General features: G+C 71.0%; 25 protein-coding genes. 21 read left to right on the top strand and 4 right to left on the bottom strand.

Going from position 1 to position 26,869, the window contains the following annotated elements:
• Window positions 1-792 precede the first annotated feature (792 nt).
• Window positions 793-1,926: a methyltransferase gene (locus ACWCPW_RS40810; RefSeq protein ID WP_449766673.1), complete on the top strand. Its 1,134-nt coding sequence runs from the start codon at window positions 793-795 to the stop codon at window positions 1,924-1,926.
• Window positions 1,927-3,122: 1,196 nt separating this feature from the next.
• Here the strand turns inward: ACWCPW_RS40810 and ACWCPW_RS40805 are convergent.
• Window positions 3,123-3,596, bottom strand: a complete 474-nt coding sequence (locus ACWCPW_RS40805) for a MarR family winged helix-turn-helix transcriptional regulator (RefSeq protein ID WP_449766672.1) — start codon at window positions 3,594-3,596, stop codon at window positions 3,123-3,125.
• A gap of 306 nt (window positions 3,597-3,902) precedes the next feature.
• On the opposite strand from ACWCPW_RS40805, the gene ACWCPW_RS40800 reads away from it, so the two are divergent.
• From ACWCPW_RS40800 to ACWCPW_RS40725, 16 genes are all read left to right on the top strand, one after another.
• Window positions 3,903-4,652 (top strand): DODA-type extradiol aromatic ring-opening family dioxygenase, encoded by a 750-nt coding sequence (locus ACWCPW_RS40800; RefSeq protein ID WP_449766705.1) that lies wholly within the window; start codon window positions 3,903-3,905, stop codon window positions 4,650-4,652.
• Between the two features lie 89 nt (window positions 4,653-4,741).
• Window positions 4,742-5,677 (top strand): NADP-dependent oxidoreductase, encoded by a 936-nt coding sequence (locus ACWCPW_RS40795; protein WP_449766671.1) that lies wholly within the window; start codon window positions 4,742-4,744, stop codon window positions 5,675-5,677.
• A 559-nt stretch (window positions 5,678-6,236) separates the two neighbouring features.
• Window positions 6,237-6,668: a hypothetical protein gene (locus tag ACWCPW_RS40790; protein WP_449766670.1), complete on the top strand. Its 432-nt coding sequence runs from the start codon at window positions 6,237-6,239 to the stop codon at window positions 6,666-6,668.
• Window positions 6,669-7,159: 491 nt separating this feature from the next.
• A complete protein-coding gene (locus tag ACWCPW_RS40785) occupies window positions 7,160-8,182 on the top strand; it encodes a hypothetical protein (RefSeq protein WP_449766669.1) in 1,023 nt (340 codons plus the stop codon).
• A 130-nt stretch (window positions 8,183-8,312) separates the two neighbouring features.
• Window positions 8,313-8,768: a hypothetical protein gene (locus tag ACWCPW_RS40780; RefSeq protein WP_449766668.1), complete on the top strand. Its 456-nt coding sequence runs from the start codon at window positions 8,313-8,315 to the stop codon at window positions 8,766-8,768.
• Window positions 8,765-9,832 (top strand): MinD/ParA family ATP-binding protein, encoded by a 1,068-nt coding sequence (locus tag ACWCPW_RS40775; protein ID WP_449766667.1) that lies wholly within the window; start codon window positions 8,765-8,767, stop codon window positions 9,830-9,832. The genes ACWCPW_RS40780 and ACWCPW_RS40775 overlap by 4 nt, the downstream gene beginning before the upstream one ends.
• The gene (locus ACWCPW_RS40770) at window positions 9,829-10,215 is read left to right on the top strand and encodes a hypothetical protein (protein WP_449766666.1); all 387 of its coding nucleotides are present in this window, start codon (window positions 9,829-9,831) and stop codon (window positions 10,213-10,215) included. The genes ACWCPW_RS40775 and ACWCPW_RS40770 overlap by 4 nt, the downstream gene beginning before the upstream one ends.
• Window positions 10,212-10,955 (top strand): hypothetical protein, encoded by a 744-nt coding sequence (locus tag ACWCPW_RS40765; RefSeq protein ID WP_449766665.1) that lies wholly within the window; start codon window positions 10,212-10,214, stop codon window positions 10,953-10,955. The genes ACWCPW_RS40770 and ACWCPW_RS40765 overlap by 4 nt, the downstream gene beginning before the upstream one ends.
• The gene (locus ACWCPW_RS40760) at window positions 10,945-13,545 is read left to right on the top strand and encodes a hypothetical protein (RefSeq protein WP_449766664.1); all 2,601 of its coding nucleotides are present in this window, start codon (window positions 10,945-10,947) and stop codon (window positions 13,543-13,545) included. The genes ACWCPW_RS40765 and ACWCPW_RS40760 overlap by 11 nt, the downstream gene beginning before the upstream one ends.
• Window positions 13,542-15,023, top strand: coding sequence for an SCO6880 family protein (locus ACWCPW_RS40755; RefSeq protein ID WP_449766663.1), 1,482 nt, complete (start codon window positions 13,542-13,544; stop codon window positions 15,021-15,023). Before ACWCPW_RS40760 ends, ACWCPW_RS40755 begins: the two co-directional genes overlap by 4 nt.
• Complete coding sequence (locus ACWCPW_RS40750) at window positions 15,024-16,628, top strand: hypothetical protein (RefSeq protein ID WP_449766662.1); 1,605 nt, start codon at window positions 15,024-15,026, stop codon at window positions 16,626-16,628.
• Window positions 16,625-18,451 carry a type IV secretory system conjugative DNA transfer family protein gene (locus tag ACWCPW_RS40745; RefSeq protein WP_449766661.1) on the top strand — a complete coding sequence of 609 codons (1,827 nt, stop codon included), beginning with the start codon at window positions 16,625-16,627 and terminating at the stop codon, window positions 18,449-18,451. The genes ACWCPW_RS40750 and ACWCPW_RS40745 overlap by 4 nt, the downstream gene beginning before the upstream one ends.
• Window positions 18,448-19,209: a hypothetical protein gene (locus ACWCPW_RS40740; RefSeq protein WP_449766660.1), complete on the top strand. Its 762-nt coding sequence runs from the start codon at window positions 18,448-18,450 to the stop codon at window positions 19,207-19,209. The genes ACWCPW_RS40745 and ACWCPW_RS40740 overlap by 4 nt, the downstream gene beginning before the upstream one ends.
• A 236-nt stretch (window positions 19,210-19,445) precedes the next feature.
• A complete protein-coding gene (locus ACWCPW_RS40735) occupies window positions 19,446-19,859 on the top strand; it encodes a hypothetical protein (RefSeq protein ID WP_449766659.1) in 414 nt (137 codons plus the stop codon).
• A 200-nt stretch (window positions 19,860-20,059) separates the two neighbouring features.
• Window positions 20,060-21,481, top strand: a complete 1,422-nt coding sequence (locus ACWCPW_RS40730; protein WP_449766658.1) for a peptidoglycan DD-metalloendopeptidase family protein — start codon at window positions 20,060-20,062, stop codon at window positions 21,479-21,481.
• Window positions 21,482-21,507: 26 nt separating this feature from the next.
• Window positions 21,508-21,759, top strand: coding sequence for a hypothetical protein (locus ACWCPW_RS40725; RefSeq protein WP_449766657.1), 252 nt, complete (start codon window positions 21,508-21,510; stop codon window positions 21,757-21,759).
• Window positions 21,760-21,832: 73 nt separating this feature from the next.
• On the opposite strand, the gene ACWCPW_RS40720 is transcribed toward ACWCPW_RS40725, so the two are convergent.
• Window positions 21,833-23,335 carry an MFS transporter gene (locus tag ACWCPW_RS40720; RefSeq protein ID WP_449766656.1) on the bottom strand — a complete coding sequence of 501 codons (1,503 nt, stop codon included), beginning with the start codon at window positions 23,333-23,335 and terminating at the stop codon, window positions 21,833-21,835.
• A gap of 128 nt (window positions 23,336-23,463) precedes the next feature.
• Between ACWCPW_RS40720 and ACWCPW_RS40715 the strand changes: the two genes are divergently transcribed.
• Window positions 23,464-23,988, top strand: coding sequence for a MarR family winged helix-turn-helix transcriptional regulator (locus ACWCPW_RS40715; protein ID WP_449766655.1), 525 nt, complete (start codon window positions 23,464-23,466; stop codon window positions 23,986-23,988).
• Window positions 23,989-24,419: 431 nt separating this feature from the next.
• On the opposite strand, the gene ACWCPW_RS40710 is transcribed toward ACWCPW_RS40715, so the two are convergent.
• Window positions 24,420-24,617, bottom strand: coding sequence for a hypothetical protein (locus ACWCPW_RS40710; protein ID WP_449766654.1), 198 nt, complete (start codon window positions 24,615-24,617; stop codon window positions 24,420-24,422).
• A 605-nt stretch (window positions 24,618-25,222) separates the two neighbouring features.
• Here ACWCPW_RS40710 and ACWCPW_RS40705 point away from each other — a divergent pair.
• Window positions 25,223-25,462, top strand: a complete 240-nt coding sequence (locus tag ACWCPW_RS40705) for a hypothetical protein (protein ID WP_449766653.1) — start codon at window positions 25,223-25,225, stop codon at window positions 25,460-25,462.
• A 379-nt stretch (window positions 25,463-25,841) separates the two neighbouring features.
• Entirely contained in the window at window positions 25,842-26,105 is a 264-nt protein-coding gene (locus ACWCPW_RS40700) for a hypothetical protein (protein WP_449766652.1), read from the top strand.
• A 3-nt stretch (window positions 26,106-26,108) separates the two neighbouring features.
• Here ACWCPW_RS40700 and ACWCPW_RS40695 read toward each other — a convergent pair whose 3' ends face one another.
• Window positions 26,109-26,303, bottom strand: a complete 195-nt coding sequence (locus tag ACWCPW_RS40695; protein ID WP_449766651.1) for a hypothetical protein — start codon at window positions 26,301-26,303, stop codon at window positions 26,109-26,111.
• On the opposite strand from ACWCPW_RS40695, the gene ACWCPW_RS40690 reads away from it, so the two are divergent.
• Window positions 26,302-26,709 carry a hypothetical protein gene (locus ACWCPW_RS40690; RefSeq protein WP_449766650.1) on the top strand — a complete coding sequence of 136 codons (408 nt, stop codon included), beginning with the start codon at window positions 26,302-26,304 and terminating at the stop codon, window positions 26,707-26,709. The genes ACWCPW_RS40695 and ACWCPW_RS40690 overlap by 2 nt on opposite strands.
• The last annotated feature ends 160 nt before the right edge of the window (window positions 26,710-26,869 follow it).

Raw genomic sequence — 26,869 nt, 5'->3', positions numbered from 1 at the left:
TACGGTCCGGAATTCGCGATGCATTTCTGCCTTGTTGTTTCTCATGCTGCTGCTCCCGGCAGCTTGGTCCATGGGATGCGGAAACAGGAATTCCGGAAGAGCGAGGCGGCGGGTGTTGCCCGTGCGGCTGCGCTCGACATCGGCGCGTTGCAGCACTACCCGGCCCGGTACGCCAGCCGGCTGAACGAGGGCGACGCATCGAAACCGGCCAAATATCTCGGGGAATCCGAACAGCAGGAAAGACGCCGAGTATCGAATCGAGAAGTACGGCCGTCGTGCGTGGCACGACGCCTCGTTCGCCTGTGAGAGCGACGGCATTTCGTCGGAACATCCGCGTCGTTCGCATCACGGCCACCATCGGGATGACTGCGGTTCCGATTCGAATCGACGAACAGGCCCATCGGTTCGGAGACGGAGAGATGGCTCCTGATCGGCTCGACCGGAACCGACCCCGACGTACGGACGCGGCCCGGCCTGCCCGGTGGGCCTCGCCTGCTGCGTGACAAGGATCGCCGCCGGCGAGTGACGAGTCGGTGGGGCTGGGGAAGGCCCGCCCCACCCGGGCCGGTTGCCTGCGGCGAGAGGACTGTGCGAGCCTCGTACGTCATCTCGGAAAGGGCTGGTCATGACGCTCGGCATGGTTCTCGGCGACTCCTCCTCTCGCGCTTCGACGCGGGAGCGGTAGCCCGACCGCCCTGACATGCGCACCCGTGCTGCGGCACGGGCCGTTTGCCCTGCTCCTCGTCGAAGTGCTCTTTGTGCCCCCGCACGTTCGATTACGAGGAGTACGTGATGTCCACCATCCACTGGACCGAGACGAACACCGCCCGTTCCGCCAACTGGCATTCCGAGAGCGCGACATCGGCTCCCGGCCGGGTGGTCGGCGCGGACGATCGTATGACGGCCGACGCCGCCTACCGACTGGCCTGCGAAGGAACCGCCCTGCTGTGGCGGGGCGACTTCCACAACGCACGTCGACTCCTGCAGGCGATGAGCCGCCGCGTCGACCGGAAACCCTCCCGGCAAGGCGACAGTCCAGCGGAGTCCTTCCGGCTGCATCGCAGGGCCCGCGGCCACCGTGCCCGCGTGCTGGGCAGACTCCTCGTCCTGCTGGACGACGGCCACCGCCTGAACCTGCGCAGAGCCCCCGACGTGCGTCAAGCATGCGCGGAGGCGTACGGTCCGCCGTCCGAGCCGACGGCCGTCTCCCTCACGGAACTGCTGGGCGTGATCGGAGCGCACCAGTGGCGCACGCAGGGAGTGGAGGTATCCGCCCTCGACGCCCGCATCCACCCGCACTACGGAGTGTTCTCACCGGTCAGGGGCGAATACGTCGACCTTGTTGCCCATGCGCCACTTCCCACACCGGCGGACCGTGGCGCGGGTCGCCGTACCGCCTTCGACCTCGGCACGGGCACGGGAGTGCTCGCCGCCGTCCTGGCCCACCGGGGGATCGACCACGTCGTGGCCACCGACATCAGCCCGCGTGCCCTGGCCTGCGCACGCGAGAACATCCGCCGACTGCACTTCACCGGGCGAATCGACGTCGTCGGCCCCGGCCTCTTCCCGGACGGGAGTGCGGACCTCGTGGTGTGTAACCCGCCCTGGATTCCGGCCCGGCCCACCTCCGAAGTGGAGCGGGGTGTCTACGACCCGGACGGCAGCATGCTCCGCACCTTCCTGGACGGACTCACCGCACATCTCGAACCGGGCGGCGAAGGATGGCTCGTCCTGTCGGACCTGGCCGAGCATCTCGGACTCAGGACGCGCGGCGAACTCCTGGCCGACATCAAGGCGGCGGGCCTGCACGTGGTGGACAGGATCGACACCCGGCCCCGGCACCCACGCGCGAGGGACACCGCCGATCCCCTTCACGCCGCCCGCGCCGCGGAAGTCACTTCGCTGTGGCGTCTCGCCGGCGATTGACGTTCGGCGGTGGACGTCCCCGGGGGCGAGCGGATCGGTGATTTCGGCGATCGCCTCCGGGGAGGGTGGAAGTAGTTCCGCCGGTTCTTCGGCTTCTTGTGCCGCGACTTGGTCATCAGCATGAGCATGCTTGCCCTGGCCTCGCCGAGGTGGGTCGGGCTCGAATGCTGCTGCTGCTCGGGTCCGGGCGAGGTCACCCGCTCGGTGCCGGGCGTGCCGCCGATGGTGGTGTGTTCGTCCGGCGGGGCGCGGGCCTGCCCGTACGAGAGCCGCGCGGACCCGGTGGCCGGACAAGTATCACGCGGGCTGGCGACCTTGCCTGGACCGGGGCGGCGGTGGGTGGCGAACGTCGGTCCTGCGTACGGCCCTTGAGTAGCCGGGGTGCAGGACGGGCGGTGCCGGTGTCCCGGTACGCGGGGATCAACACGGAGATCGGCGCGGAGTCCTCGCGGGCCCGGGCCGGGCCGCAGTGCGGCGGCGGGTGCGGGGCGGGCGCTGTTGGTCTTGACCGAGCAGCGGCGGCCGGCGAGGTGCAACTCCTTGCGGTCGGCGCCGAGGATCTTCTCCGCCCGCGCGCAGGTTTGGTGCGTACGGCATGCGCCACAGTGTTCTCTCTTGCGAGTGCACATCCCGCCGCGTGATCAGCCGGTCCGTCTCCGTCTCCGAACGGGGTTGGGTCTCCGAGTCCGGCGCAGTCATCCGCTTTGCCCAAGTCGTGACCGAGACCGGGACGGGGGCCGTGTGGCCGACGGGCCGTCGTACCCGCGCTCACCGCACCAGCCGAGTCGGGACAGGACAGAGGCCCGGCAGGCATTCCAGGTGTCGACCGTGGCCTCGCCCGGAACAGTTCGCGGGTTTCGCCGATCTCGTCGGCAGCGGCGGCCGCCGGCGGCCGGCCCTCGCCGGTCCGCTTGACGGTCTTGCCCACCCGATTCCGTGGTTGCGGATCGTATTCGCGTTGCCGAGCGAGCCTGGAGGAACGCGTCGGCCGCCGCGCGGACGGTGGGCGCTTTCCCGATGGGCGGTCTCGCAACGGCGGGCACCGCTTCCCCCTTGCCACACAGGTGACCGGGGCCGCTTTACGGCGCGGTTTCGTTACGGCGTACGGCAAAACCGCAGACGAGGTCTGCACCTTCTCCGCGCACCGCACCACCGGCGTCGCGGCGCCGATGGAAGGCCCCGCCCGAGGACGGTGCTCAGCCTCCTTCGAGTTCCCGGCGCACGGTGGCGGCGATGCGGGTGAGTGCGGTCTCGAGGTGGCGGCGCTGCGCGGCGCTGAGCGGGTCGAATACGAGCCGCTTCACCTGGGCGACGTGTTCCGGTGCGCTCTCGACGAGTTTTTGCCGGCCGGCGTCGGTCAGGGTGGCGAGGGTGTAGCGGCCGTCGCCGGGGTCGGGGCGCCGGGCGACCCAGTCGCGGGCCTCGAAGCGGTCCATCGCCTTCGACAGGCGGGGCTGGGTGCTGTCGCAGACGCGGGCCAGGTCGCTGAGCCGCATCGTGGCCTCGTCGGCCGTGGACAGTCGGGCCAGGACCCCGTACTCGAAGTTGGAGATGCCCGCGTCTCGCTGCAGTTGGCGGTCGAGGGCCGCAGGGAGGGCGATGACGACCGTGAGGAGCGCCTGCCACAGGTCCTGCTGGTCGTCGTCGAGCCAGGGCGACTGAGTGTCCATGGGCCTCATCATACTTGCCCGGGCAACTCGCATCACTTGCCTGGGCAACCTTTGGTGAGTTAGCTTTCAACTTGCCCAGGCAAGTCAAAATACTTGCCGAGGCAAGTGAAGGAGCTGAGTCCGATGACCTCCACGAGCAGCCTGACCACCACGAGCAGCCTGACCTCCCCGAACGGCCCGACTTCCCCGAACGGCCTGACTTCCGCCTTCCCGTCGCGCACACCGGCCGCGGCGTACGACGACCTCCTTGCCCGGGTTTTGCCACAGGCGCGCGAGCAGCGGGTGTGGAATCCCTCCGACGGGCCCATGCCCAGCCTCTTCGTCGGCCACGGCGCCCCGTTCACTCTCGACGATCCGCAGTGGCTCGGTGACCTCTTCGACTGGGCCCGGTCGATGCCCAAACCCCGGGCCATCGTCGTCGTCTCGGCCCACTGGGAACGGGCACCGGTCGCGATATCCGGAGCCGCGGCCGGTACCCCGCTCCACTACGACTTCAGCGGCTTCCACCCCCGCTACAAGACCCTTCCCTACGCGACTCCGGACGCCACCGACCTGGCTCGGCGGCTCACCGGCCTGCTGGGCCGGACGCCGGTGCACGAGTTCGCCGACCGCGGCCTCGACCACGGCGCCTTCATCCCGCTCATGGCCATGTACCCGGCGGCCGACGTCCCGGTCGTGCAGCTGTCGATGCCCAGCCTCGACCCCGTCGCCCTGCTCGAACTCGGGCTACACCTGCGGCCGTTGCGCGAGGAAGGCATCCTCGTTCTCGGCTCGGGCTTCATGACGCACAGCTTCGCCGTCTTCCACCGCCCGGAACTCGCCGCCGATACCGCGGCCTTCGACGAATGGGCCGTCGACGCCCTTGCCCGGGGCGACGCCGACGCCCTCACCGACTACCGCAACAAGGCCCCCGGCGCCGCGGTTGCCCATCCGACGGCCGACCACTTCGTACCGCTGCTGCTCACCGTCGGCGCCGCCGACGACCCCGGCAGCGCCGTGAGCGCCATCGACCGCATGGTGATGGGCAACTCCACCCGGTCGGTCCAGCTGACCTGAGCGCCTCGACGCGCTCCACCTTCCCGCCGATCGCCTCATCCGTCCGGCGACGACGACAGACACATCGATACATCCTGGAGGAAAGTGCCATGAAGGCAATACGTTTCCACGAGTTCGGCAGCAGCCAAGTCCTGCGCTACGAGGACGTCGACCGTCCGGTTCCCGGCAGCGGGCAGGTGCTGGTGCGCGTGGCGGCCACGTCGTTCAACCCGGTCGACGATCACATCCGCGCCGGTGTCCTGGCCGAGATGATCCCGATCACTCTCCCGTACGTGCCGGGGATCGACCTGGCGGGCACCGTCGCTGAACTCGGCGCGGACGTGACCGGCCTGGAAGTCGGCGACCGGGTCGTGGCGATGCTGCCCCTCGACTCCGCCGGCGCCGCCGCCGAGTACGTGCTCACTCCGGCCGAATCCCTGGCCCCGGCACCCCGGACCATCGAGCTGGTCGACGCCGCGGCGCTCCCGCTGACCGGCCTGGCGGCCTGGCAGACGGCGTTCGAGCTCGCCGAACTCAAGCCCGGCCACACCGTCCTGATCAACGGGGCGGGCGGCGCGGTGGGCAGCCTCGTGGTGCAACTCGCCGTCGACGCCGGAGCGCACGTGACCGCGGTGGACGCACCGCAACACGCCGACCGCCTCCGGGGCTACGGCGCGGACCGGGTCGTCGGCCCCCTCGCCCTCGCCTCGGGCCCGGCCGCCGTGGGCGGTCCGTTCCAGGTCGTGGTCAACCATGTGCGCGTCTCCCCGGAGGAACTCGCGCAGCTGACGAACTACGTCGCCGACGGCGGGGTCGCCGCCAGCACGGCCGGCCCTATCCCCGAGGACCCCGCCCGGGGAGTGCGCAGCGCGAGCCTGTGGGTCCGCAGCGACGGAGCCCAACTCGCCGAGCTGGTCACCAAGTTGGACGCGGGCAAGCTCCGACTCCACGTCACCGCCCACCGCCCGGCGGCCGACTTGGCCGCCGTGCACGAGGACGCCGGCACCGGACGGCTGCCCGGCAAGACGGTCGTACTCGCCCCCTGATCACACCCCGACCGCACCCGATCGGGCCGCCCGCCGTTCGCTCTCGCGCGAGGTGGGCGGCCCGAAGTCGGCGACTCCCCAGGCCCGGGAACAACCAAAGCGGCGTCGACGACAAGGAGTTGCCTCGCCCCAAAGTCGAACATCGGTGTGAGTAAAGTAAATTGGGCTCTCACGCCAGAGAAATGCTTTCACTTCGACCACCCCGACCACATCGCCCCGGTCGGGGTTTCGGCTTTCCCGAAGGGGGTTCTTGCCGTGGTCGACACGTCCGGGGCCGGCGGAGGGCGCTCGGCAGGTGTCCGTGGCCAACAGAATCCGGCGCTGATCCGGGCGATGGTGCCGCCCCCGACCTCGTCATGCGTGGACCGAGGGGGACATCAGATCGACGAGTACGCGGGTGGCGACGGCGGTCTTGCCGGCGCAGGGGCTTCCCGTGACCACGATGACCGAGCCGTTCGGTCGGAGCGGGTCGTGGTCAGACAGACGTATGATGCTTCGTCGCGTGACATCCTGATTGTCGACGAGTCGGAAATGGTCGTGCTTGTCGATCGAGCCGCATATGCGGTTCAGGAGCGTGTGGGTGGGCTGGTGCCGCCGCTACATAAACCGCGTCAGCAGGGCCTCGGATATCGGAAGTGTCGCGCAGGGGAGCCGGGCGGGGCGGATCTGCTGCGGCCAGGTCGCTGCTGCCCAGCAGCGAAAAATCGGCGCTGGGGCCGTCGGCGACGAGGCGGCGAAGCCTGTCGACGAGGTCGTCGGGCTGTCGTGGGCCATCCGGGAAAGGGAAGGCGAGGGCTGGCCATTGGCGTCGGGCCGGCTCATCGCGATGAAGGGAAACAAGGCGGAAGACAGAGGCGTGACTGATCAGGCAAGGCATTGCCTGATTACCTCGATATTTGATCACGAAACAGTAACGCTGCTGCTAGTGTGCAGGTCAGGAACGGGAGTCCCCACGCAGGTGGGGGTGAACCGGACAACGTGGTACACCTGATCACCCAAAAATGGGAGTCCCCACGCAGGCGGGGGTGAGTCGTAGGGCCTTCGCGCGGTCGCTGGTGGCGATGCGAAGTCCCCACGCAGGGGTGGGTCGGATCCGAAGTTCATTCGAGGTCGGCGCGGATGTGCCCACGCGAGTAGGTGCGCCGTTTTACACGTGGCCGTCATCGGTTGGGCTCTCGAGGCACCACCTCTCGTAACAGCGCCGCATGGTGGCTTTCGAAGGCAAGGCCGATCGTTCCGGCCGCCGATCTGCCCGTGGTCTTTACCCACCTCGCGCCCGCGATTGTCCGGCGCGCGAATCGGTCCCCTCCGCTGCGACTCGCGCCCGTCTGGGATGCCCTCGCCCGTCCCTCGCCTCGGCGTTGCCTGCGCGTTGCCCGGCGGCCTTTCCCTTTTCTGACCTGGGTTGATGCCGGGTCGGGCCAGACAACGGGCAAGGGGGCGCGGCGAACCTTCTCGGCATCGGCTACGGGAGGAGCAGCGGTGATCGAGACGCGGAGCCAGGTGGGAAGTCGGGCCCAGGACCAGGCCAAGGATCGAGCGCAGGGCCGGGTGCGGTACCGGGTGTGGCCTCAGGCGCAGGGGCGTGCCGAGGGCCCGGTGCGGAGCGGGATCCGGGGTGTGTCGGCGGAGTCCGGTGGCAGGTTGCGCACCGGGGTGATTGGGCGGCTGAACGACGAGTGGGACGAGATCGCGGACGGGCTTCGGGGTGGGGACGCGTTGGCGTCGTGGTCGCGGGACTTCGCGGAGTTGGGGGCGTACGGCACGCTCGCGGAGTTGCAGCGGGGGATCAGTGCGGCGGCGCCGGCCGAGCAGGACGCGTTGTTGATCGCGTTGTTGACGCTGGCGGACTCCGGAGTGGAGTTGGCGGGGCGGGTGTTGTTGCAGCAGATGTTGCCGCACGCGGTGCGTTTGGCGTCGGCGCGGCGGGGGCTTGGGCAGAGTTTCGACGATGCGGCCGGGCACGTACTGGGGTGTCTGTACGAGGTGATTCGCGCCTATCCGTATCGGCGGCGTACGGGGCGGGTCGCGGCGAATCTGGCCTGCGACACGTTGCACCGGGTCGTGTACGGGACGGGGGCGGGCCGTCGGCGGGGGCGCGTGACGCTCGTGTTGACGCCTGATCCGGTCGGCGACACCGGGGTGTCGGCTCCGTTTCCGGCGTTGGAGAGGCGTCTGGACACCGGGGCGGCGCTGGTGCGCGGGGTGCGCTTGGGGGTGATCGACGCCTCGGATCCGGCGTTGTGCGACTGGCGGGTGGTGGGGGCGCACACCGTCGACTCCGCGCGGGGGGATCTGATCGCGTTGTTGGTGGGCGCGGTGGAGGAAGGGGTCCTCACCGTGGAGCAGGCGCGGATGTTGGCGCAGGACTATCGCGAGTCGGCGCCGCCGGCGGCGGAGATCGCCGCGTCGCGGGGGATTTCGTACGCGTCGTTGCGGCAGCGGCACAGTCGCGCGGTGCGGCGGTTGCGGGAGGCCGGGCATGGCGCGCTGCGTGCCGCCTGAGGTTGGCGGCCGCGGGTCGCCCGAGGTTGGCGGGCGCGTGCCGCCTGAGGTTGGCGGCCGCATGTCGGTCACAGCGTGGCGGGTGGGCGCACCTTCGTCGGTGTCCGTCCAGCGCAGCGGGGGAGTGGTGATGACCGAGCCGACGTGGTCGGTGTCCGGGGGGTTCGAACCGGATGGGTTCGAACCGGGCCGGTTCGAGCCGGACTTCGGGATTGCCGGGGCGGCCGCGGAGGGCCTGGACCCGGACGAGCTGTGTCTGGCGCGGGCCCGGCAGCAGGCGTACCGGGTCGCGTATCGCCTGGTCACCGATCCGTTCGCGCCGGAGACGTTGAACGTGATGGAGGACTTCCTCGACGACGCGGCCGAGGTTCAGGTCGCGTACATGACGGTCGCGGCCCGCGACGAACGCCAGTTGCGGGCGCGGCTGGACGACCTGACCGCGAGCCGGCGGGCCCGGCGACAGGAACAGGGACCGGGACAGGAACAGGGACTGGGGCCGGAACAGAGACCGGGACCGGAACAGGGACCCGGACGCGATGAGGGACTGGGAGAGGGACCCGAAGAGGGAGAAGGGGAGGAGTCGTGAGCGAGACGGTGTCCCTGGCGGGGCGGCGGACCGCGCCCTCCGCCACCGGGGCCGCGGGGACGAGTCCGGGAGCCCTCGAAGCCCCGGAAGCCCTCCACGCGCCCGGAGCGCCAGGAGCGCCCGGCGCACCCGAATCCCCCATGGCGATGGCGACTTCGCCGCCGCCGCAGACCACGCAAGGCGCCCGTCAGGTCCCCAAGGGACTGCCGATGTCGGAGCACACCCGCGCGGTGTGGACCGCGATGGCGCGCCTGCCCACCCGCTCCCCGGTGGTGGCCGTGACGGCGCCGGGCGGAGGTGTCGGGGCGTCGACGGTCACCGCGGCGCTGGGGTCCCTGCTGGCGCTGGCCGCGCCCGAGGGCGCCCCGCCGTTGGCGATCGACGCCGGTACCCGGGCGTGGAGCGGGCTGCCCGCGCGGGTGGGTTCGCCGTGCGAGGCGACGTTCAACGATCTGCTCGCGTTCCAGGGCCCGGAGGCGATGTCGCGTCGGGACGCGCATGCCTGCATGCATGTGGGCCCCACGGGCCTGGAGATGCTCGCCGGCGAGTCCCGGCCGGGGCGCGACACGGTCAGGCCGCCGATGACGGCCGGGGCGCTGTACCGGGTGCTGGCCCGGCTGCGCGGCGCGTATCCGCTGGTGCTGGTGGACGCCCCGGCCGCGGGCGACGCGGTGTGTGAGCAGGCGCTGCGCCGGTCGACGACTGCGGTGTTGGTGGTGCGGGCCAGCAGTGACGGCCCGGAGTACGCGTTGGCGTGCCTGGCGTGGTGGCGCTCGCTGGGCCACGAACGGCTGGTGGACGGCGCGGTGGTGGTGGTCAACGAGGTCGCGCCGAACCCGCCGCGCGAGGTGCGGGCGGGGGAGCGCACGCTCGCGCGGCAGGTCCGCGCGGTGGTGCGGCTGCCCTACGACCGCGAGTTGGCCAAGCCGGAGCCGGTGCGTCCGATGGCGCTGGGCAAGGCCGCCCGCGGCGCCCTGTTGGAGATCGCCGCCGCGGTGGCGGCGGGTTGGGACTCGACCGCGTCCGCCCAGGCGGACTCCACGACTTCGAAGGACATGACATGAGTTCTCTCACGCACGCGTTGGTCCGGGCCCACGCCCGGGTGATGTTCCCGGCCGACACCCCGGTGTCCAGCCCGCCCCCCAGCGGCGGCACGGGCACCGGCTCGACCTTCAACTACGAAAGGTTCAAGCCCGACCCGGGCGCCGTCCCGCAGGGCGGGGTGCTGGACACCATCGGCAACGGCATGTTGTGGATCGGATTCTCGATGGCCATCGCGGCCCTGGCGGGCGGCGCGATCATGTGGATGGTCGGGCCGATCTTCGGCAGCCACCACGTGTCCGCGCAGGGCAAGACGTTCATGTGGAAGGCGCTGGGCGGCGTCGCGATCCTGGGGTCCTCCGGCGCGATCCTCAAGTTCTTCATCGACAAGGTGATCGCGGGATGAGTGCGCGTCGGGTGGGTGTGGGCTACACGTCCGCGCACGCGGGACGGCCGCGCGCCCTGGTGGTGCTGTTGGTCCTGGCGATTCTCGCGGGGGCGGCGGGCGGGGCCTGGTACTGGGGGCGCAGTTCGGCGCCCGCGAGCGCGGCCTCGGACACCGCCGCGCGGTCGGGCACGGGCGGAGTCGGCGGCGGGGCCGCGAGTGGTCCCGCCGGAACGCCGTGGGTGCCGGTGCGTACGAGTCAGGCGCCGTCGTATCCGAACACGACGGAGGGCGCGGGGCAGGCCCTGGCCGCGTACCTGCGCAACGTCTTCGCGCTGAGTACGGGGCCGCGTGCGGCCGGGCTGGAGTACGCGCGACGGATCGTGTTGGCGGGCACTCCGCAGGAGCAGATCGACCGGCTCGCGGGGTCGACGTTCTCCGCCGATCGCCCGGGCGCGGTCAACCAGTTCGTGCCGATGCGGGTGATCACCCAGTCCGAGCCGGACGGGCAGGTCAGGGCATTGGTGTGGGCGATCAACCTGATCGGGATGAAGACCGACGGCCGCACGCCGGAGGCCACGCCGACGCTGTCGTGGGTGACGATGGGTGCCCGGCTTCGGTGGGTGGACGACGGGTGGCGGATCGTCCTGTTGAACGAGCCGCAGCCCGGACCGATACCGGCGACGCTGGGACAGTCGGACACCCCGGATCGGTTCACGGTGGTGTTGGCGGCGCCGGGGGCGGCGGCCGATGGCCCGTGACGGTGTGTGGCGGCGCGCGGGTCTGCTCGTGGTGTTCGCCCTCGTGGCCTGTCTGCTGGGGACGGGGAGTTCATCCGCCGACAATGCGCCGCCGCAGCCCAACCCCCTTGAACACCCCAACCGGGGATCCGCGTGGCCGGACGTGGGCTGGCTGCAGTTCGATCCCATCGACTGCTCTCTGATGGCGGACAAGAAGACGCGGCAGCAGTGCGAGAAGTACGGCGAGAAGACGAAAGGGACCAATTTCATCGGCCTGGACGGCAAGATCCACTGCGATGCGAAAAACCCGAATACCGGCAAGCCGTTCTTCGAGAAATGCGACGAGAAAGAGATCCGCAAGGAGATCACCGGAGGCCGCGATTTCGACCCGCCGCCGCCGGCCCCGCCCAAGCCCCCGCCGGACCCCAACGCCCCGGTCACCGCCGGGCAGCTCAAGACGGCCTGGCCGGACGTGCCGTGGATCAAGGACAACAGCATCGACTGCGCGGGTTCCTCGCCCGAGGTCTACAACCTGTGCCGCACGTACGGCCTGCTCACGCCCGCGGGCTTCCTGGGCTGGGACGGCAAGGTCCACTGCGAGAAGCTGCCCGAGGGCCACGCGTTGTCGGGCAACTGTGATCCGGCGGCGATCAGGGCGCGGATCACCGGCGGGCGCACGACCGACCTCAACGTGCTGGCGCCGAGCACGCAGCCCAGGCTGCGGAAGGTCTTCGAGGGGCTGAGCAAGGCGTGGCCGACGGTCACCTGGATCAAGAACGACTCCGTGATGGAGTGCGGCGAGCGCATGCCGGTGCCGACGCCGGACTGGACCACGTGCACGTACTTCGGCACGTTCCCGGGGCTCCTGGGGGCCGACGGGGAGATCCACTGCGACATGATCCCCAAGGGCGATCCCATGTCGCGGACGTGCGATCCGGTCAAGATCAAGGAAGCGCTGCTCGACAGGAGCGGCAAGGCGGTCAACCTCTTCGGCCTCGACGACATCGTCCCGGCGGTTGTGGACGGCTTCAATACGATCGTCTCGGGTGTCAAGACGGTGTTGAAGTTCCCCGCGACGCTCATGGGGTGGGTGGCGAAGAAGGGCCTGGAGCAACTGGTCAAGGCGGCCGCGGAGAGCGCCACGACGCTGTTCGCGAAGGCGGCCGAGTTCATCTTCGAGAAGACCGCCCCGGATCTGCACGGCACCGCTTTCACCTCGGTGTACGACGCGGTGGCGACGGTGATGCTGGCGTTGGTGTTCATCTTCTTCGTCGCGGCGATCCTCTTGAACATCGTCTCCGACAAGTTCGGGCACGTGCCCGCGTCGGTGGGCGGCCTGATCCGGGCGGTGCTGGGGATCTGCCTCGCGGCCAAGGTCGCCGACCTGATGGTCAAGCTCTCCGATCAGTGCACGACAAAACTCCTGGAGTCCAACGAGGCCAAACCCCAGTGGAGTGCCCAGGCGTTCGCCGACCAGATGGGCAGCCTGATGGGCGACAGCGGCATGGTCATCGTGGTGCTGCTGGCCGCGATCTTCGCGATCATCGGGCTGATCGCCCTGATGGTGATCATGTTCGTCCGGGGCATCGAGCTGTACGCGGCCGCCCTGTTCGGGGCGATCGCGATGGTGGGTCAGGCGCATCCGCACACCCGTACCTGGGCGCGCAAGTGGTTCTGGAACTTCACGGCGTTGGCGTGGAGCAAGTTCGTGATCGCGGCCCTGTGGCTGCTGGCGGGGAGCCTGATCGGCGAGGGCGACTCGTTGGTGGCGGTCCTCAGCGGCCTCGGGATGATCTGGATGATGGTCTACGCGCCGTTCGCGTTGATGAAGATGTTCTCCTTCCTCGACGCGCAGGCCACCGGCATCGGCAACGACCTCGGCGCCAAGATGCTGAACAAGGCCAAGGACGCCGCGATGCCCGGCGGCGGGTCCGATGACGACGCCGACGCCGAGAGCGGCTCCGACTCGGGTGGCCAAAACTCCCCGGGCGGTTCGCCCGCGTCGCAGATGGACGCCAACGTCGCGGACGTGGAGTCGGGCATGGCAGACGAGACCGGCGGCGACGACGCGACCGACATGGACGCGGACGACATGGACGCGGACGACGGGGATTCGGCGCCGGGCGGCGGACCCGCCGACAACACCGCCGACGGGGCGGACGACCCGACGGGCACCGCGCCCGACGCGGGCGAGGACGGCCCCGACGACGGCGGCACGGCCGGCGTGCCCGAGGACGGGGGCGATCCCGGTGCCCTGAACCCGGGAGGCGCGCCGGCGGGCGAGACCACGGGTTCGCCCACCGGCGGCTCGGGCCCGGGCTCGCCCGGTTCCCCCTCGGGCGACGAGCAGATCGCCGCCGAGGTAGCGCTGGCCGGAGCCGGAGCCGGAGCCGGCAGCGGAGCAGGGTCGGTCGGCTCACGGAGTTCGGGTGGGTCGGCCGCTTCGCCCGGCGCCGCCTTCTCCGGTGGATCCGCTCCCACCTCCATGGTGGGCCCGCCGTCCACGTCCGCCCCCTCGGACACGTCCGGTGCGGACGGACCCGTGGAGACGGACCTGGGCGTCGGCCACAACATTCACAGCGGCGAAGAGGCGTGGGGGGGAGTGCGATGAGGTTCAAGTTCTCGCCGTTGGAGTCGCGTGGTGTCCTGATGGGCTTCACACTCGGGCGGCTCGGCGCGCTGGTCGCGGCGCTGCTGTGCGGGGTCGCGATGCTCAGGGCCGACGTCTGGCCTGTGAGAATCGTCTGGATCGTCGTCATGGCGCTGTTACTGGTGATCGCCCTGGCGCGTTGGAGCGGCCGTGCGTTGACCGCCTGGGTGCCGGTGATCTGGGCGTACGCAGCCCAGCGCGGCATGCGCCAAAACCTGTACCGGGGCGGCCCGTTCGCCCGCAACGCCGTCCAGGAGCACATGGAGCTGCCCGGTGCCCTGGCCGGGTGCGTGTGGCTGCCGGCCCGCGCCCCCGACGGGCAGCGCGAGGTCGGGCTGATCCACGACCGGCACGCCCGCCAGGTGGTGGCCGTGCTGCGCTGCCAGGGGACCAACACCATCCTGGAGGACTCCTCGCTGCAGGAGCGCCGGGTGGTGGACTGGGGCTCGGTGATGCGCTCGTTCGGCGACGACGAGTCGTTGGCGTCGTGGTCGGTGATGGAACGCACCGTCCCCGACGGCGCCAACCGCGCGCAGCGCTTCATCCGCACCCGGATGGTGCGCCCGGACACCCTGGCCGCGCAGTCGCTCAAGCAACTCGTCGCGGCCTCGGCCCCCTCGACGCTGCGGCACGAGGTGTACCTGGCCGTGCGGTTCGACCTGTCGCGGTTGTCCGCCCAGGTCAAGGAGGCCGGCGGGACGGACGCGGCGATCGCGGCGGTGGTGGTGGACGCGCTGGGCGCGCTCGAACAGGGCGTGCTGGACGCGGGCGTGGGCACCGAGGGCTGGTTGTCCCCGCGCGGCCTGGCCGGTGTGCTGCGCACCCAGTTCGACCCCGCGGACCTGACCACGCTGGAAGCGCGCGGCGTGGACGGCGAGGGCGCCGCCGAGGGGGTGGACCCGCGGCTGGCGGGGCCGGCGGCGACCGAGTCGCACTGGGCGTACTACCGGCACGACTCGGGCTGGTCCCAGACGGTGTGGGTGCACCAGTTGCCGGTGCGCGAGGTGGGCCGGAACTGGCTGACGCCGGTGCTGAACCAGACCTCGTGCCGGCGGTCGGTGACGCTGGTCGCGCAACCCCTGTCGACGGCCAAGGCCGAGGCGATGTCCAGGCGGCAGATGGTCGCGCACGAGGGCGACCGGCGTACCCGGCAGAAGCTCAAGCTGGTCGAGGGCGCCCGGCAGCGCCAGGAGGCGCGGGCCGCCTCGCGCGAGGACGAGGAGGTCGCCGCGGGGTTCACCCGGGTCCGGTACTCGATGTTCGTCACGGTCACCGCGGTCGACATCGCCGCGCTGGAGAAGGAGATGCGGGTGGTGCGACGCAAGTTGTCCCAGTCGGGCTGCGAGTCGGTCGTGCTGTACGGCGAACAGGACCAGGCGTTCCTGGCGGGCGCGTTGCCGCTGGCGTACGGACTGGCCCCGATGCGAGGGGTGATCTGAGTGGCACGTCGTGACGACGGTCTGGTCCGCGAGGGCAACCGGGGCGAGGAACTGCGCCGTCTGGCCGAGACCCGGGACGAGGAACGCGCGCGCAGACGGCTGGAACGGCGGCGCTCGCGCGCCGAGTCGGCCTGGGGGAAGCTGACCGGCCCGCCGCCGGCCGACGGCCGGGGCACCCACGGCCGGGCCGCGGGCCGGGTGGCCCGAAGGATGCGGGTCCAGCCGCACACCACCACCACGGCGCACCTGCGCTCGTGGTTCCCGTTCACCAACGACGCCGGGCTGGCGGTGGACGGACCCCTGATCGGGTTCGATGTGTTCTCCCGGACCGCGTTCACCTTCTCGGTCCACGAGCTGTACCGGGCCGGGCTGTTGACCGCCCCCAACGTGGTGGTCATCGGCGAGATCGGCTCGGGCAAGTCGTCGCTGCTCAAGTGCCTGGTGTTCCGCAACGTGCCGTTCGGGGTGAAGTTCTCGATCAGCGCCGACATCAAGGGCGAGTACGGGCCGCTGGCCGAGGCGACCGGGGTCACCCCGCTGCGGGTGGGCCCCGGACTGGCCGCGCGGATGAACCCGCTCCAGGGGGTACGGCGCGCGCCGGGCCAGACCGAGGAGGCGTGGCTGGCCCACCAGCGCACCCGCCGACTGCTGCTGGTCGAGGGCCTGTTGGAGATCGAGAAGGGCCAACGCCTCACCGACGCCGAACGCACCGCGGTCACCTTCGGGATGGACGCGCTCACCCGCGAACACGACGGCACCAGCGCCGACCGACGCGGCGAACCGACCCTCGGCCAACTCCTGGAGGGCATGAGCGACCCGCACCGCTGGCGCACCGACGCGGCCCGCATCAGCGTCGACCCGCAGCGGCTCCTGGAGAGCGCCTCCAACGCGCGCATGGCGCTGTACCGGATCGTGCACGGCCCCCTGTCGGGGATCTTCGACGGCGCGTCCACCTCCAACCTGGACTTCACCGCCGACGGCACCGTGCTGGACCTGTCGGCGATGCGCTCCTCCGACGAGATGACCGCGATGGCGATGACCTGCGCGCAGTCCTGGCTGGAGGCGGAGCTGTCGCGGCCCGACGGGGAGCAACGCATCGTCGTCTACGACGAGTTCGCGCTGATCGCGCGCTACCTGCCGTTGGTGCGACGGCTGCGCGAACAGTTCAAGATCGCCCGGGCGTACGGGATGTCGAACGTGATCGGGTTCCACCGCTTCTCCGACCTGGCGGCCGTCGGCGACGGCGACAGCGAGATCGTGCGAATGGCGCGCGGACTGATCGAGGACACCGGCGTGCGGATCTCCTACCGCCAGTCCGAGGGCAGCCTGGCCCAGGCACGCGAGTTCCTGGGCACCTCCGACGTGGTCACCGACCTGCTCAAGCGGCTCAAGCAGGGCGTCGCGGTGTGGAACATCGGCACGCAATACCACGTGGTCAAGCACCGGTTGAGCCGGATCGAGAAGGAGATGGTGCAGACGGACAGCCGGATGAACCACGTCGGCGACACCCCGGACGCGCCCGAAGCGTCACCGCCTTCCCCCGCGCCGGCGCCGACCGCCATGAGGACCGACGCCGTCTCGACGGCCTCGGGGGTGGGCGTGTGAACCGCGACGGCGGTCGGAACCGCGACAAGGGCAAGATCACCGCCGGCGAACCCGAGGAGGTCCGCGCCCGCGTCCTGCTGGGCCTGTGCACGCTCACGCTCTTCGCGCTGGTGGTGTGGACGGCGTGGCTGGCCGGACAACTGGCGGGCGTCCTCAGCCAAGGGAGTTGGCCGGACGCGGGCCCCGGGGACGCCCCCGGGGTCGCCGTGCGCTGGATCGCGCACGGCGGCGACCCCGCCGGGGCCTGGCCGGAGCCGGCCCGCGCCGACGTCGGCGGCCCGGTGGCGGTGTACGCGGTCCTGACCGTCCTGCTCGGCGCGCTCGTGGGCATGCTGGGCTGGGGCGTGTGGCGACTGCGGGGTCGAACGCGCGGACGACGCCCGGGATTCGCGAGCCCCGCCGACATCGAGGGCCTGCTGTCGGAGGAGGCCGTGCTGGCCAAGGCCGCCGTGGTGCGACCGTCCCTGGCGGGCCGCAAGGGCGTCGAGCCGGGGCAGGTGGCCTATTCGCTGGGCCGCGAGGCGGGCACCCGGCGCCGGTTGTGGGGACTGTACGAGTGGTCCGGGCTGCTGGTGGCCGCCGAACGCATGGGCAAGACGATGTTCTACATCGTCGACCGCATCCTGGGCGCCCCCGGCGCGGTGATCACCACCAGCACCCGCCTGGACACCCTGCCGGTCACCTACGCCGCCCGCGCCCGCCTGGGCCCGGTGTACGTCTTCGACCCGCAGCACATCACCTCCGGGATGGACCGACTGCGCTGGTCCCCGGTGGCCGGCTGCGCCGACCCCCTGGTCGCGATCCAGCGCTCCGCCGGGTTCGTCGCCGGCTCCGGCGTCGGCGGCAAGAACGTCGAGAACGGCGAGTTCTTCGCCGGCATGGCCACCGCCGTGCTCCGCGCCTACCTGCACGCCGCCGACCTGGGCGGCTACACCGTACGCACGGTGCTGGAGTGGTCGATGAACCCCGACGACCGCACCCCGGTGGGCATCCTGCGCTCGCACCCGGACGCGGCGCCGATGTGGGCCGACCAACTCGCCGAACTCCAGGCCGCGGACCCGCGCCTGCGCGGCAGCGTGTGGGCGGTGGTGCAACGCGCCTTCGACGCGTTCGCCGACCCGCGCGTACTGGCCGGCTGCGACGTCGAATCCAACGACGCGTTCGACGCCGCCGACTTCCTGACACGCAAGGGCACCCTGTACATCCTGGGCTCGCGCAGTTCGCAGATCTCGGTCGCGCCGCTGATCTGCGCGTTCATCGAGGACATCGTGCGCGTCGCCCAGGACCTGGCCCAACGCTCGGTCGGCTCGCGCCTGGACCCGCCGCTGTCGCTGGTCCTGGACGAGTGCACGAACATCGCGCCGATCCCCTCGCTGCCGAACCTGATGTCCGACGGCGGCGGCAAGGGCATCACCACCATCGCCGCGATGCAGTCGCGCTGGCAGGCCAGGGCCCGCTGGGACGAGGCGGGCGCCGCGGCGATGTGGGAGACCTGCTCGGTCAAACTGATCCTGGGCGGCCTCTCCGACCCCGCCGACCTCGGCAACCTGGCGGACATGTCCGGCCAGGTGGACGAGTACACCCCCGGGGACAGCTACAGCGAGGGCCGGATGACGTTCAGCCGCTCGGTCCGCCGGATCCCGGTGCTGGAGAAGTCCGACATCCGCCAACTCCCGGTCGGGCACGCGCTCTTGTTCACCCGCAACCTGCCGCCGATCGAAACCGTGCTCACGCCTTGGTGGGAGCGCGAGGACGCGAAGGAGCTGGCGGAGTCGCGGGACGCGCTGTACGCCCGGATGGGGATCGAGGGTGGTGCGGGATGAGCGGGGTGGTGGTCGATCGGGGTGACGGGAACCGGGGCGATGCGAACCGAGGTAGCGAGAAGCGGGGTGGTGAGAGCTGGGGTAGCGAGAACCGGGGCAACGGGAACCGGGGCGATGCGAACCGGGGTGGCGAGAACCGGGGTGACGAGGAGTACCTGGCGGAACTCGAGGAGCTGTTGCTGCGGTTGGCGGAGCAACAGCAGAGCGTAGTGGCCCGCCTGCAGGCACTGGAGGCGGGTGGTGGGCGGGGAGGTACGGGTGCATCGAGGGAGGAGGAGGGGCCGGCCACCGCGGACTACGACTGGCGGGTGCTGGACGCGGACGCGACGCGGGCGGCGTGGGAACGCCTGATCGGGTGGGTGGAGTGGCTGGTCTCGGTCTTCCCGGTGGCCGACGTGCTTCCCGGGTGCTGGTTCGAACATCCGGTGCTGGTGTGGGAGTTGGCCGCGTTGCACCTCGCCTTCGCGGAGGCCTACGAGGTCCCGGACGCGCCGCGCGGCGGAGCGTTGGGGTGGATGGAGGCGCTCCAGCGGGCGCACGGGCGCTGGCGGATGTGGGACCAGCACAAGTGCGCGGGGGCGGGCCGCCACAAGTCCGGGCACGCGCAGGCGGTCTGGTCGGCGGGGTGGGCGGAGAACGCGCGGGCGTGGGGGGTTGCGGACGCGGACGAGCGGCCGGCGTCGACACCGGCGTCGGCGTCGTTGCCGGGCATGGACGTCGACGAGGAGGGTGGCCGGCCGGTGGGGGTGGGCGCGTGAGGGGCGCGAGGGGCCTGCGCGCTGCGGCGGCGATCGTGGTGGCGGGGGTGTGCGTGACGGCGGCCGGGTGTGCGTTCCCGGGTGGGCCGCCGGGCGCCGGCTCCGCGGCTGCGCCCACGGGGGCGACGCGGACGGCCGCTTCCGGGGTGTCCCGGCCGCCGACCCTCGCCGGGACGGGTGCGCCGTCGGCGTCGGTCCCGTTCGAGCGCCCGCCCGCGCGTACGGTGGCGCCCCCGGTGGCGGCGCGGTCCGGGGTGGACTTCGCGGACCCGGCGGCGGTGGCGGCGGCGTTCGCCGAGGTGTACCTGTCCTATCGCTGGGACCAGGACCAGGCCTGGTGGCGCCGGGAGTTGGCGCGGTTCGCCACCGAGGCGTGGATCCGAGACCTGCCGGCGCCGGGCGCGGCCCGGGAGAGCGCGAGTTGGCGCATGTTCGTCGCCCAGCGCGGCACGGTCACCGCCCGCATCGAGCACGCCGCGGTGGTCACCGCCGCACCGGGCGGCCCCGGAGTGGCCTTCGTCCAGGTCAGCGCGTGGCAGCTGACGGGACGCGACGGCGAGGTGGACCGCGCGGACGCGGCCCCGATCAGCGTCGAACTACACCGTGGGAACGACGGGGTGTGGCGGGTCGTACGGGCCTGGTCGCTCTGAGCTGTTGCGCTGAACCGTCGTGGTGATCTGTCGTGCCGACAGGTCCTGCTAACCCGTGTCGCTGACCTGTCGTGCCGACAGGTCCTGCCGACCCACCCCGCTGACCTGTAGTGCCGAGTGGTCGCGCGGAGCGCGGTCGCGGGCTCACCCATGGGTTCTTCGTCTTCACTTTCATGATTTGGGGGTTCGGAGTGCGTTTCATGGTGTCAGTGCTCGCCGGGACGCTGCTCTTCATGGTGCTGGTCCCGGCGTTGCTGCTCGGTGACAGCGACGGCGGTGGTGTCACACTCGCGGGTTCGGGGGGCGCGCTGCGCGAGGACGCGAAGATCCCCGCCGAGTACCGGCCGCACATCGAGCAGGCGGCGACCAAGTGCCCGGAATTGACCCCGTCGCTCCTCGCGGCCCAACTCAAGCAGGAGAGCGCGTGGGACCCGCGCGCCGTGAGCAACGTCGGCGCGCAGGGCCTGGCCCAGTTCATGCCGGGCACATGGACCACCTACGGCGTCGACGGCAACAACGACGGCCGCAAGGACCCGTTCGACCCGATCGACGCCATCTACTCGATGGCCAACTACGACTGCGTGGTCCTCAAGGAGGTCGCCGGCATACCGGGAGACCCGATCGAACTGATGCTGGCCGCCTACAACGCCGGCCCGGGCGCGGTCAGGAAATACCAGGGCATCCCGCCGTACGCCCAGACCCAGGAGTACGTGCGCACCATCAAGGCCACTGCGGCAGAGCTGGCCGCGGCGGCAGAGTCGGCCGAGACCGGCGAGGGCATGACGGCCATCATCGCCTGGGCCCAGAAGCAATTGGGGACGTCGTACTCCTACGGCGGCGACTGCACCGACGCGCACGGCCCGAACATGGCGCGACACTGCGACTGCAGCAGCCTGATGCAGATGGCATACCTGCGCGGCGCCGGGCTCAAGCTGCCCCGGGACACCTACGGCCAGATCGACGCCGGCCCCAAAGTGACCGGACAGCCGCTGCTCCCGGGCGACTTGGTCTTCCCGAACGAAGGCCACGTGGGCATGTACGTGGGCTCGATCCCCGGATTCGGCGAGGACACGATCATCGAGGCGCCCAAGACCGGCTTCAACGTGCGCTACGCGCACTACCGGGACTCCGGCTACTGGTCGAACGGCACGGTCGTCCGCCCCTCGGTCCTGGCGCAACTGGCCACCGTCACCCCGCTCGCGAAAACCGGAGGAGACGAGGGACGAGGCGGCTGGACCCTGCCCCTGGCGTCGTACACGCTGACCGCCCGCTTCGGGCAGTCCGGCGACCGCTGGGCCCGCAACCACACCGGCCTGGACTTCGCGGCCGACGAGGGAAGCAACGTACGGGCCGTGGGCGGCGGCGAGATCGTCGAGGCGGCCTGGGCCGGCGCGTACGGCAACCGCATCGTCCTGCGCCACGGCGACGGCACGGTGACCTGGTACTGCCACCTGTCCTCGTTCGTCCGCTCCCAGGGCAGCGTCGCCACCGGCGAGGTGATCGCCAAGGTCGGCTCGACCGGCAACGTCACCGGCCCCCACCTGCACTTGGAGGTCCGCCCCGGCGGCGGCGCCCCGATCGACCCACACGCATGGCTGCAAGGCAAGGGCCTGAAACCGTGAACAGCCCACCACAGGGGGAGAGTCCCATGACCGATTCCAATCACGTGGCCCGTCGGCGAGCGGAAGCCGCCCGCATCCTGACCATCCTCGAATCCTGGTCCCGCGCCCACTTATCCGACGTCGAGACCCGCGGCGACCGCACCGCAATCGCCCACTGGACCCGCGAAGCGGACATGTACACCCACGCCCTCCGCTCCCTGCCCACCTCCGACGCCGAACGCGTCGAGGAACTCATCACCACCCACGGCCCCTTGGCGAGGGAGATCGCACGGTCGTGAACAGCCCCCGAACACAGGTGCACTTTGCCCACGCAGCCGGGGACGCCTCCTGTGAGTGGTCCCCGGCCGGGTTTCACACGGTGAGCTGCTGCTGGGTGCCGGAGTCGCCGCCGGCGGCTTGGGGAGTGATGCGGTGTTGCTCGTCCTCGGGGCGGCCCTGCTTGGGCAGCAGGAAGGTGATGGCGAGGAAGGTCATCAGCAGACACGCCTGGACGATCAGCGCGCGGTGGAAACCGCCGGTGAAGTCTCCGGCCTTGGCCTGGGCGAAGAACACCGATCCGAAGATCGCGACGCCGATGGAACCACCCACCGCCTGGACCGCCGACAGGACGCCGGAGGCGGAACCGATCTCGTCGTCGTCGACCGCGGCCAGGATGAAGCCGAACAGGGCCGCGATCACCATGCCGGCGCCGACGCCCGCCACCGCCACGCCGGGAGCGATGTCCCAGATCGAGAACGAGGCGGTGTCGAGACCGTCGAGTTCGAACCACAGCAGGGCGGCGCCGAGCAGTTGGACCAGCGGAGCGATCTGCAGCACCTTGCGGCCGATCCGGTCCGCGAGGAAGGCGCCGCTGACGGCTCCGCCGATCGCGGTGCCTACCGCGAGCGGCAGGTTGCCGAGTCCCGCGTCACCGGCGGTGAAGTTCCGGCCGATCTGGAGGTAGAGGGTCAGCACGAGCTGGGTGCCGATCAGACCGCCGAAGAACAGGGCGATGCCGGCGAGCCCGACCGTGAAGGCGGGCTTGCGCAGCAGGCCCGGAGTCACCAACGGCTGCCGGCCTGCGGCGGTCGTACGGCGCTGCTGTACGGCGAACAGGGCGAACCCGGTCACCGAGGCGGCCATGCACAGCCACGTCCACAGCGGCCAGCCGTCTTCCTGTCCCTGGTTGAGCGGGAGGACCAGCAGGGCGCAGGACGCCACGATCAGGGCCGCGCCGACCGCGTCGACCCGCACCGCGCGATCGCCCGCCTTCTCGGGCACGAACCTCGCGGCGGTGATCAACGCCGCCAGGCCGACGGGCAGGTTGATCAGGAACACCGACCGCCAGCCCAGGCCGAAGAAGTCGCCCTCGATGAGGAAGCCGCCCAGGACCGGGCCGATGATGCCGCCCAGGCCGAGGACGGGGCCGAAGATCGCGAAGACTTTGGTGAGTTCCGGGCCGGAGAAGTTCTCCCGCAGCAGGCCCAGGCCCTGCGGGAGCAGTATCGCCCCGGCCGTGCCCTGCAGCAGGCGAAAAGCGATCAGCGATTCGATGTTCGGTGCGATCGCGCACAGCAGCGAGCCGAGCGTGAAGGCGGTCAGGCCGATCAGGAACATCCGGCGCCGCCCGTAGCGGTCCCCGAGGCGACCGCCGAGCACGAGTCCGGCACCCAAGGTGAGGGCGTAGCCACCGATCACCCATTGCAGGCCGACGGAGGAGGCATCCAGGGATCTCTCCAGATCGGGACCGGCGACGTTGACGATCGAGGCGTCCAGGAGATCCATGGTCTCCGCGACGAGCATCACCACCAGGATCAACCACCGCCACCGGTAGGGCTCGGAGGTCTGGTCGGTGGTGGGGGACGGGTCACGCACGCTTGATACCTCCATGGTGAAGTAATTCCATCATGAAGGTAAATTGATGACGGTAGGTTGTCAAAGCCGACCGCCGGGACGGACCGGACGGACGGCGCGGCAGGCAAGGGAAAGGCGGAGGGACCTCCATGGAGGACGCGGAGCGCGACGACGTCGCGGCGCAACGTGAGCGGCTGATGGAATCGCTGAGGATCTACGGCAGCCACTACGCCGAGCTCAGTCGGCGCTTCGCCGCCTGGCTGGGCCTGCACTCCACGGACGCGACCGCGGTACTGGAGATCGCCGCCGCCGAAGAGCGCGGCACCCCCCTGTCACCGGCACGGCTGAGCGAGCGCATCTCCCTGTCCACCGGGGCCACCACCGCACTCCTGAACCGGCTCGAAGCGGCCGGGCACATCACCCGCGCCCGCGAACACTCCGACCGGCGCATCGTCACCCTGCGCAGCGGCGGGCACATCCAGGAACGAGCGGACGAGTTCTTCGGCCCACTCGCCCACCGCCTCGACGCCACGATGGCGCACTACCCACCCCAACTCCTGGAACGGCTCGAAGCGTTCATGGCCGATCTGAACACCACCATGGACACCCACCTCACGGACCAGGGCACGGCGACACCGCACTCTCCCCGCCCTCCCGGCGGCCGGACTCCCTGACCGGTGGGGTGTCGACCACGACGGTCCTCGGCTCCCGAACGTGTCCCCGTCGCCGGGTAGTACTTGTAGGCGGCTTCCGGGCGGCCGCGCCGCACCTGTTCCTGCGCGGGGCGAAGGATCGCGAGGTACAGAGGCAGGTTGCTGTGTTGGACCCGGTAGAGCGCGGGTTGCCCGGCTGGATGGAGAGGGGCTCGTCCATCGCGAGGACGCCATGCGCCGGGTGCCCTCGGCGACACCGGCCTCCCACACCTGACGCACCTTGGCCTCGGCGGCGGCCTGGTCCAGGCGGTCGACCGCATCACGCGGTCGGCCGGCGTCACGATCGGATGCTCGTGTCCATGTCTCCAGGACGCCCGCCTGCTCGCATTCCGCATGGCGGGCGCCGGCCCGCCCGGCGTTCCGAGGAGGACACGAGGCGGGCCGGCTTTGAACTACTTGGTGATGCTCGCGACGGTGGAGGCGGTGTCGGTCACCAGATGGCGTCCGGCCTCCTCACCCGCGCCCACCAGGACGGCCAGCACGAGGGTGCCGAGCGCGGTGAACGCACGCCGTCGCCACCGCGAGCGCGGGGCCGTAGCGGCCGGTGCCGGGTCGGCGTGACAACATGGAGGTGGTTCGTCGGTGGGCATGTATGGGCCTTCCTGTCGGACCGATGCGAGATGGCGGCTCCCGGGTGCAACCGGGGGCCGTCGCCGTTTCCGGCGGCGGCCCGTCGAGCCGGCGCCATCAGACTAGCCACGGATTCCGGGACTGAAAGCGCGTGGCAGGGCTCTGATCTGCGACGACCACCGCATGCGTGGACAGCGAACAGTCCGCCAACAGTCACCGGCAAGGTGTTCGCGCGTGTTCGGACGTCGTTGCCCGCCGTGGTCGGACCTGCGCGGACCGGTGTTTGCCCTGTTCGCGCGCCCTGTTCGTGCTGTTCGGTGCTCACCATCGGGGTGTCCACGAAAACGACCGGAAAGATCTTCAAAGAATCCGAAGCATGCACCACTCCTCCTCGACCTGGAGCCTGACGTCTTCGGTGGCGTGCCCTTCCATGTCGCCGTCGGAGGCGATCACACAGACCGTGTGGTCGAACAGCGAGGCGCTGGGGCAGGCTCGGGGCCCAAAAGGTCGCGCTCGGCGGGTCGCCGTCGCCGTGCCGATCGGCCGGGCGGTGTCGGCCCGGCCGTTCGAGTGCTCCGGACCGCCGCCAGGTGTGCTCGGCCACGGGGGCGACGGCCTTTCCCGCATGGTCACGCTGCCCCGGATCACCTCCATGCTCGCCATGCTCGGCGCCCTGCCGCCCTGCCGGCCCTCGTCGGAGGACGACCGGTGGGCGCACGAGACCAAGCTGGACGAGCCGCGCGCGATCTTTTGCCTCCCCGGGATGGGACGGTGTGGTCGCGCTCCGCTCGGGCGCGGACACCTCACGGGCGCGTACCCCGAGTTGCGGGCGATCGGCGAGCGTCGGGCGGCGTCGCGGTGGTGATCGTCGGCGGATGGCTGCCCGGCCGCGGCCGCCTCTCCGGCCTGCCCGGATCACTGCCCGGTGGGCCGCCTCGGCCCCGACGGGCTGCGCAACGCGGGCGCCGTCGGCACCGGCTGGAGCGACCGCAACGCACCACCCGGCAGAACTGCTGCACATGGCCGCCACCGACGACTGCCTCTCCCACCCGAGGCCCTCGGTCCCCAAAGCCCGTTGGGTGCTGCCGCGTCTGGTCGGCGAGGTCGCGTACGCCACCATCACCCGCGCGGAACTGCTCCGACACCCTCGTGGCATTGCCTGCGTCCCGACCTCGTCCCGGACGACGTCGCCCGACCGGCGGCCCGGGCGAGCCGTTCCCCGCAGATCGGGCCACACTCGAAAGATGGAGATCATCGAGGCGCACGGCTACCTCGCCGTGCCGGGTCTGGGTGACGTGGAGGTCGACGTCGACCTGTACGACTGGCCACCGGCCGAGCATGTCGGTCCGGTCGCGTGGAGCGCGGTGATCGCCGAGGGCCCGGAGCTCGCGGTCGGCACCAAGGGCGAACTGCACGTCGACGGCGAGAACACCGAGATCGGCCACCCGTTCACGGTCATCATGAACGCCGGCCGCGTCACCCAGATCCGCGGCCGCGAGAACACCTGAGGCTCAGTGGAGGCCCGCTTCGGCGCGCAGCTCGGTGATCTCACGGTGCGCGGCCGCGAGATCGGCGGCCATCCGTCGCGTGCCCTCGGCGACACCCGTCTCCCACACCCGACGCACGAGCTGCTCGGCGGCGGTCTGGTCCAGGCCGGTCGCCACCATCACGCGGTAGGTCAGGGGAACGATCGGACGCTCGTCCATGTCTCCAGGACATCCCGCCGGCTCGTACCCCGCACGCCGAGGACGCTCGTCACGCCGCAGCCTTGACGACAACCGGGGTGCGGCGCCGGAACAGGGCTTCACCATCACCACGGCAGGCGAACGCCGCCGCGTCTCCATCGACTTCGACTTCGACGACCTGAGTGCGACCGGACCCGGCGTCCCCGAGTACGCGGTCCGGTCGCACCCCTGGTCAGCGCGTCGCACCCTGGCGACGTTCGTTCACTTCGTCGCCCGACGGGTCCGCGAGTACCGCGACGCTCCCCCGACGTGGAACGCGAAACGCCCCAAGAGTCCCGAGGCTCCCGAGTGGGACGGCCTGATCTCCATCCACCCGGACGGCTCCGTCCTGGCCATGCGCCTGCTTCCGGAGGCGCCCCGACGCTGAACACGCCTGGGTGGGGTGCCGCAGAGCGCATTCGTTCGCGCCGGGCCGTTCGTGGTCGCGGTCGAACATCTCGTCCGGCCCGAGGAGTGTCGACGGCGGGCTCCACGTGCACAACTCCAGTTCTCATCACTGGAGTTATGACGGGTGCCGGGGTTCCCGT

The organism is Embleya sp. NPDC001921 (assembly GCF_053594475.1).
Note: the sequence above shows the minus strand (reverse complement) of the source record. Positions and strands in the feature narration are given on the sequence as shown.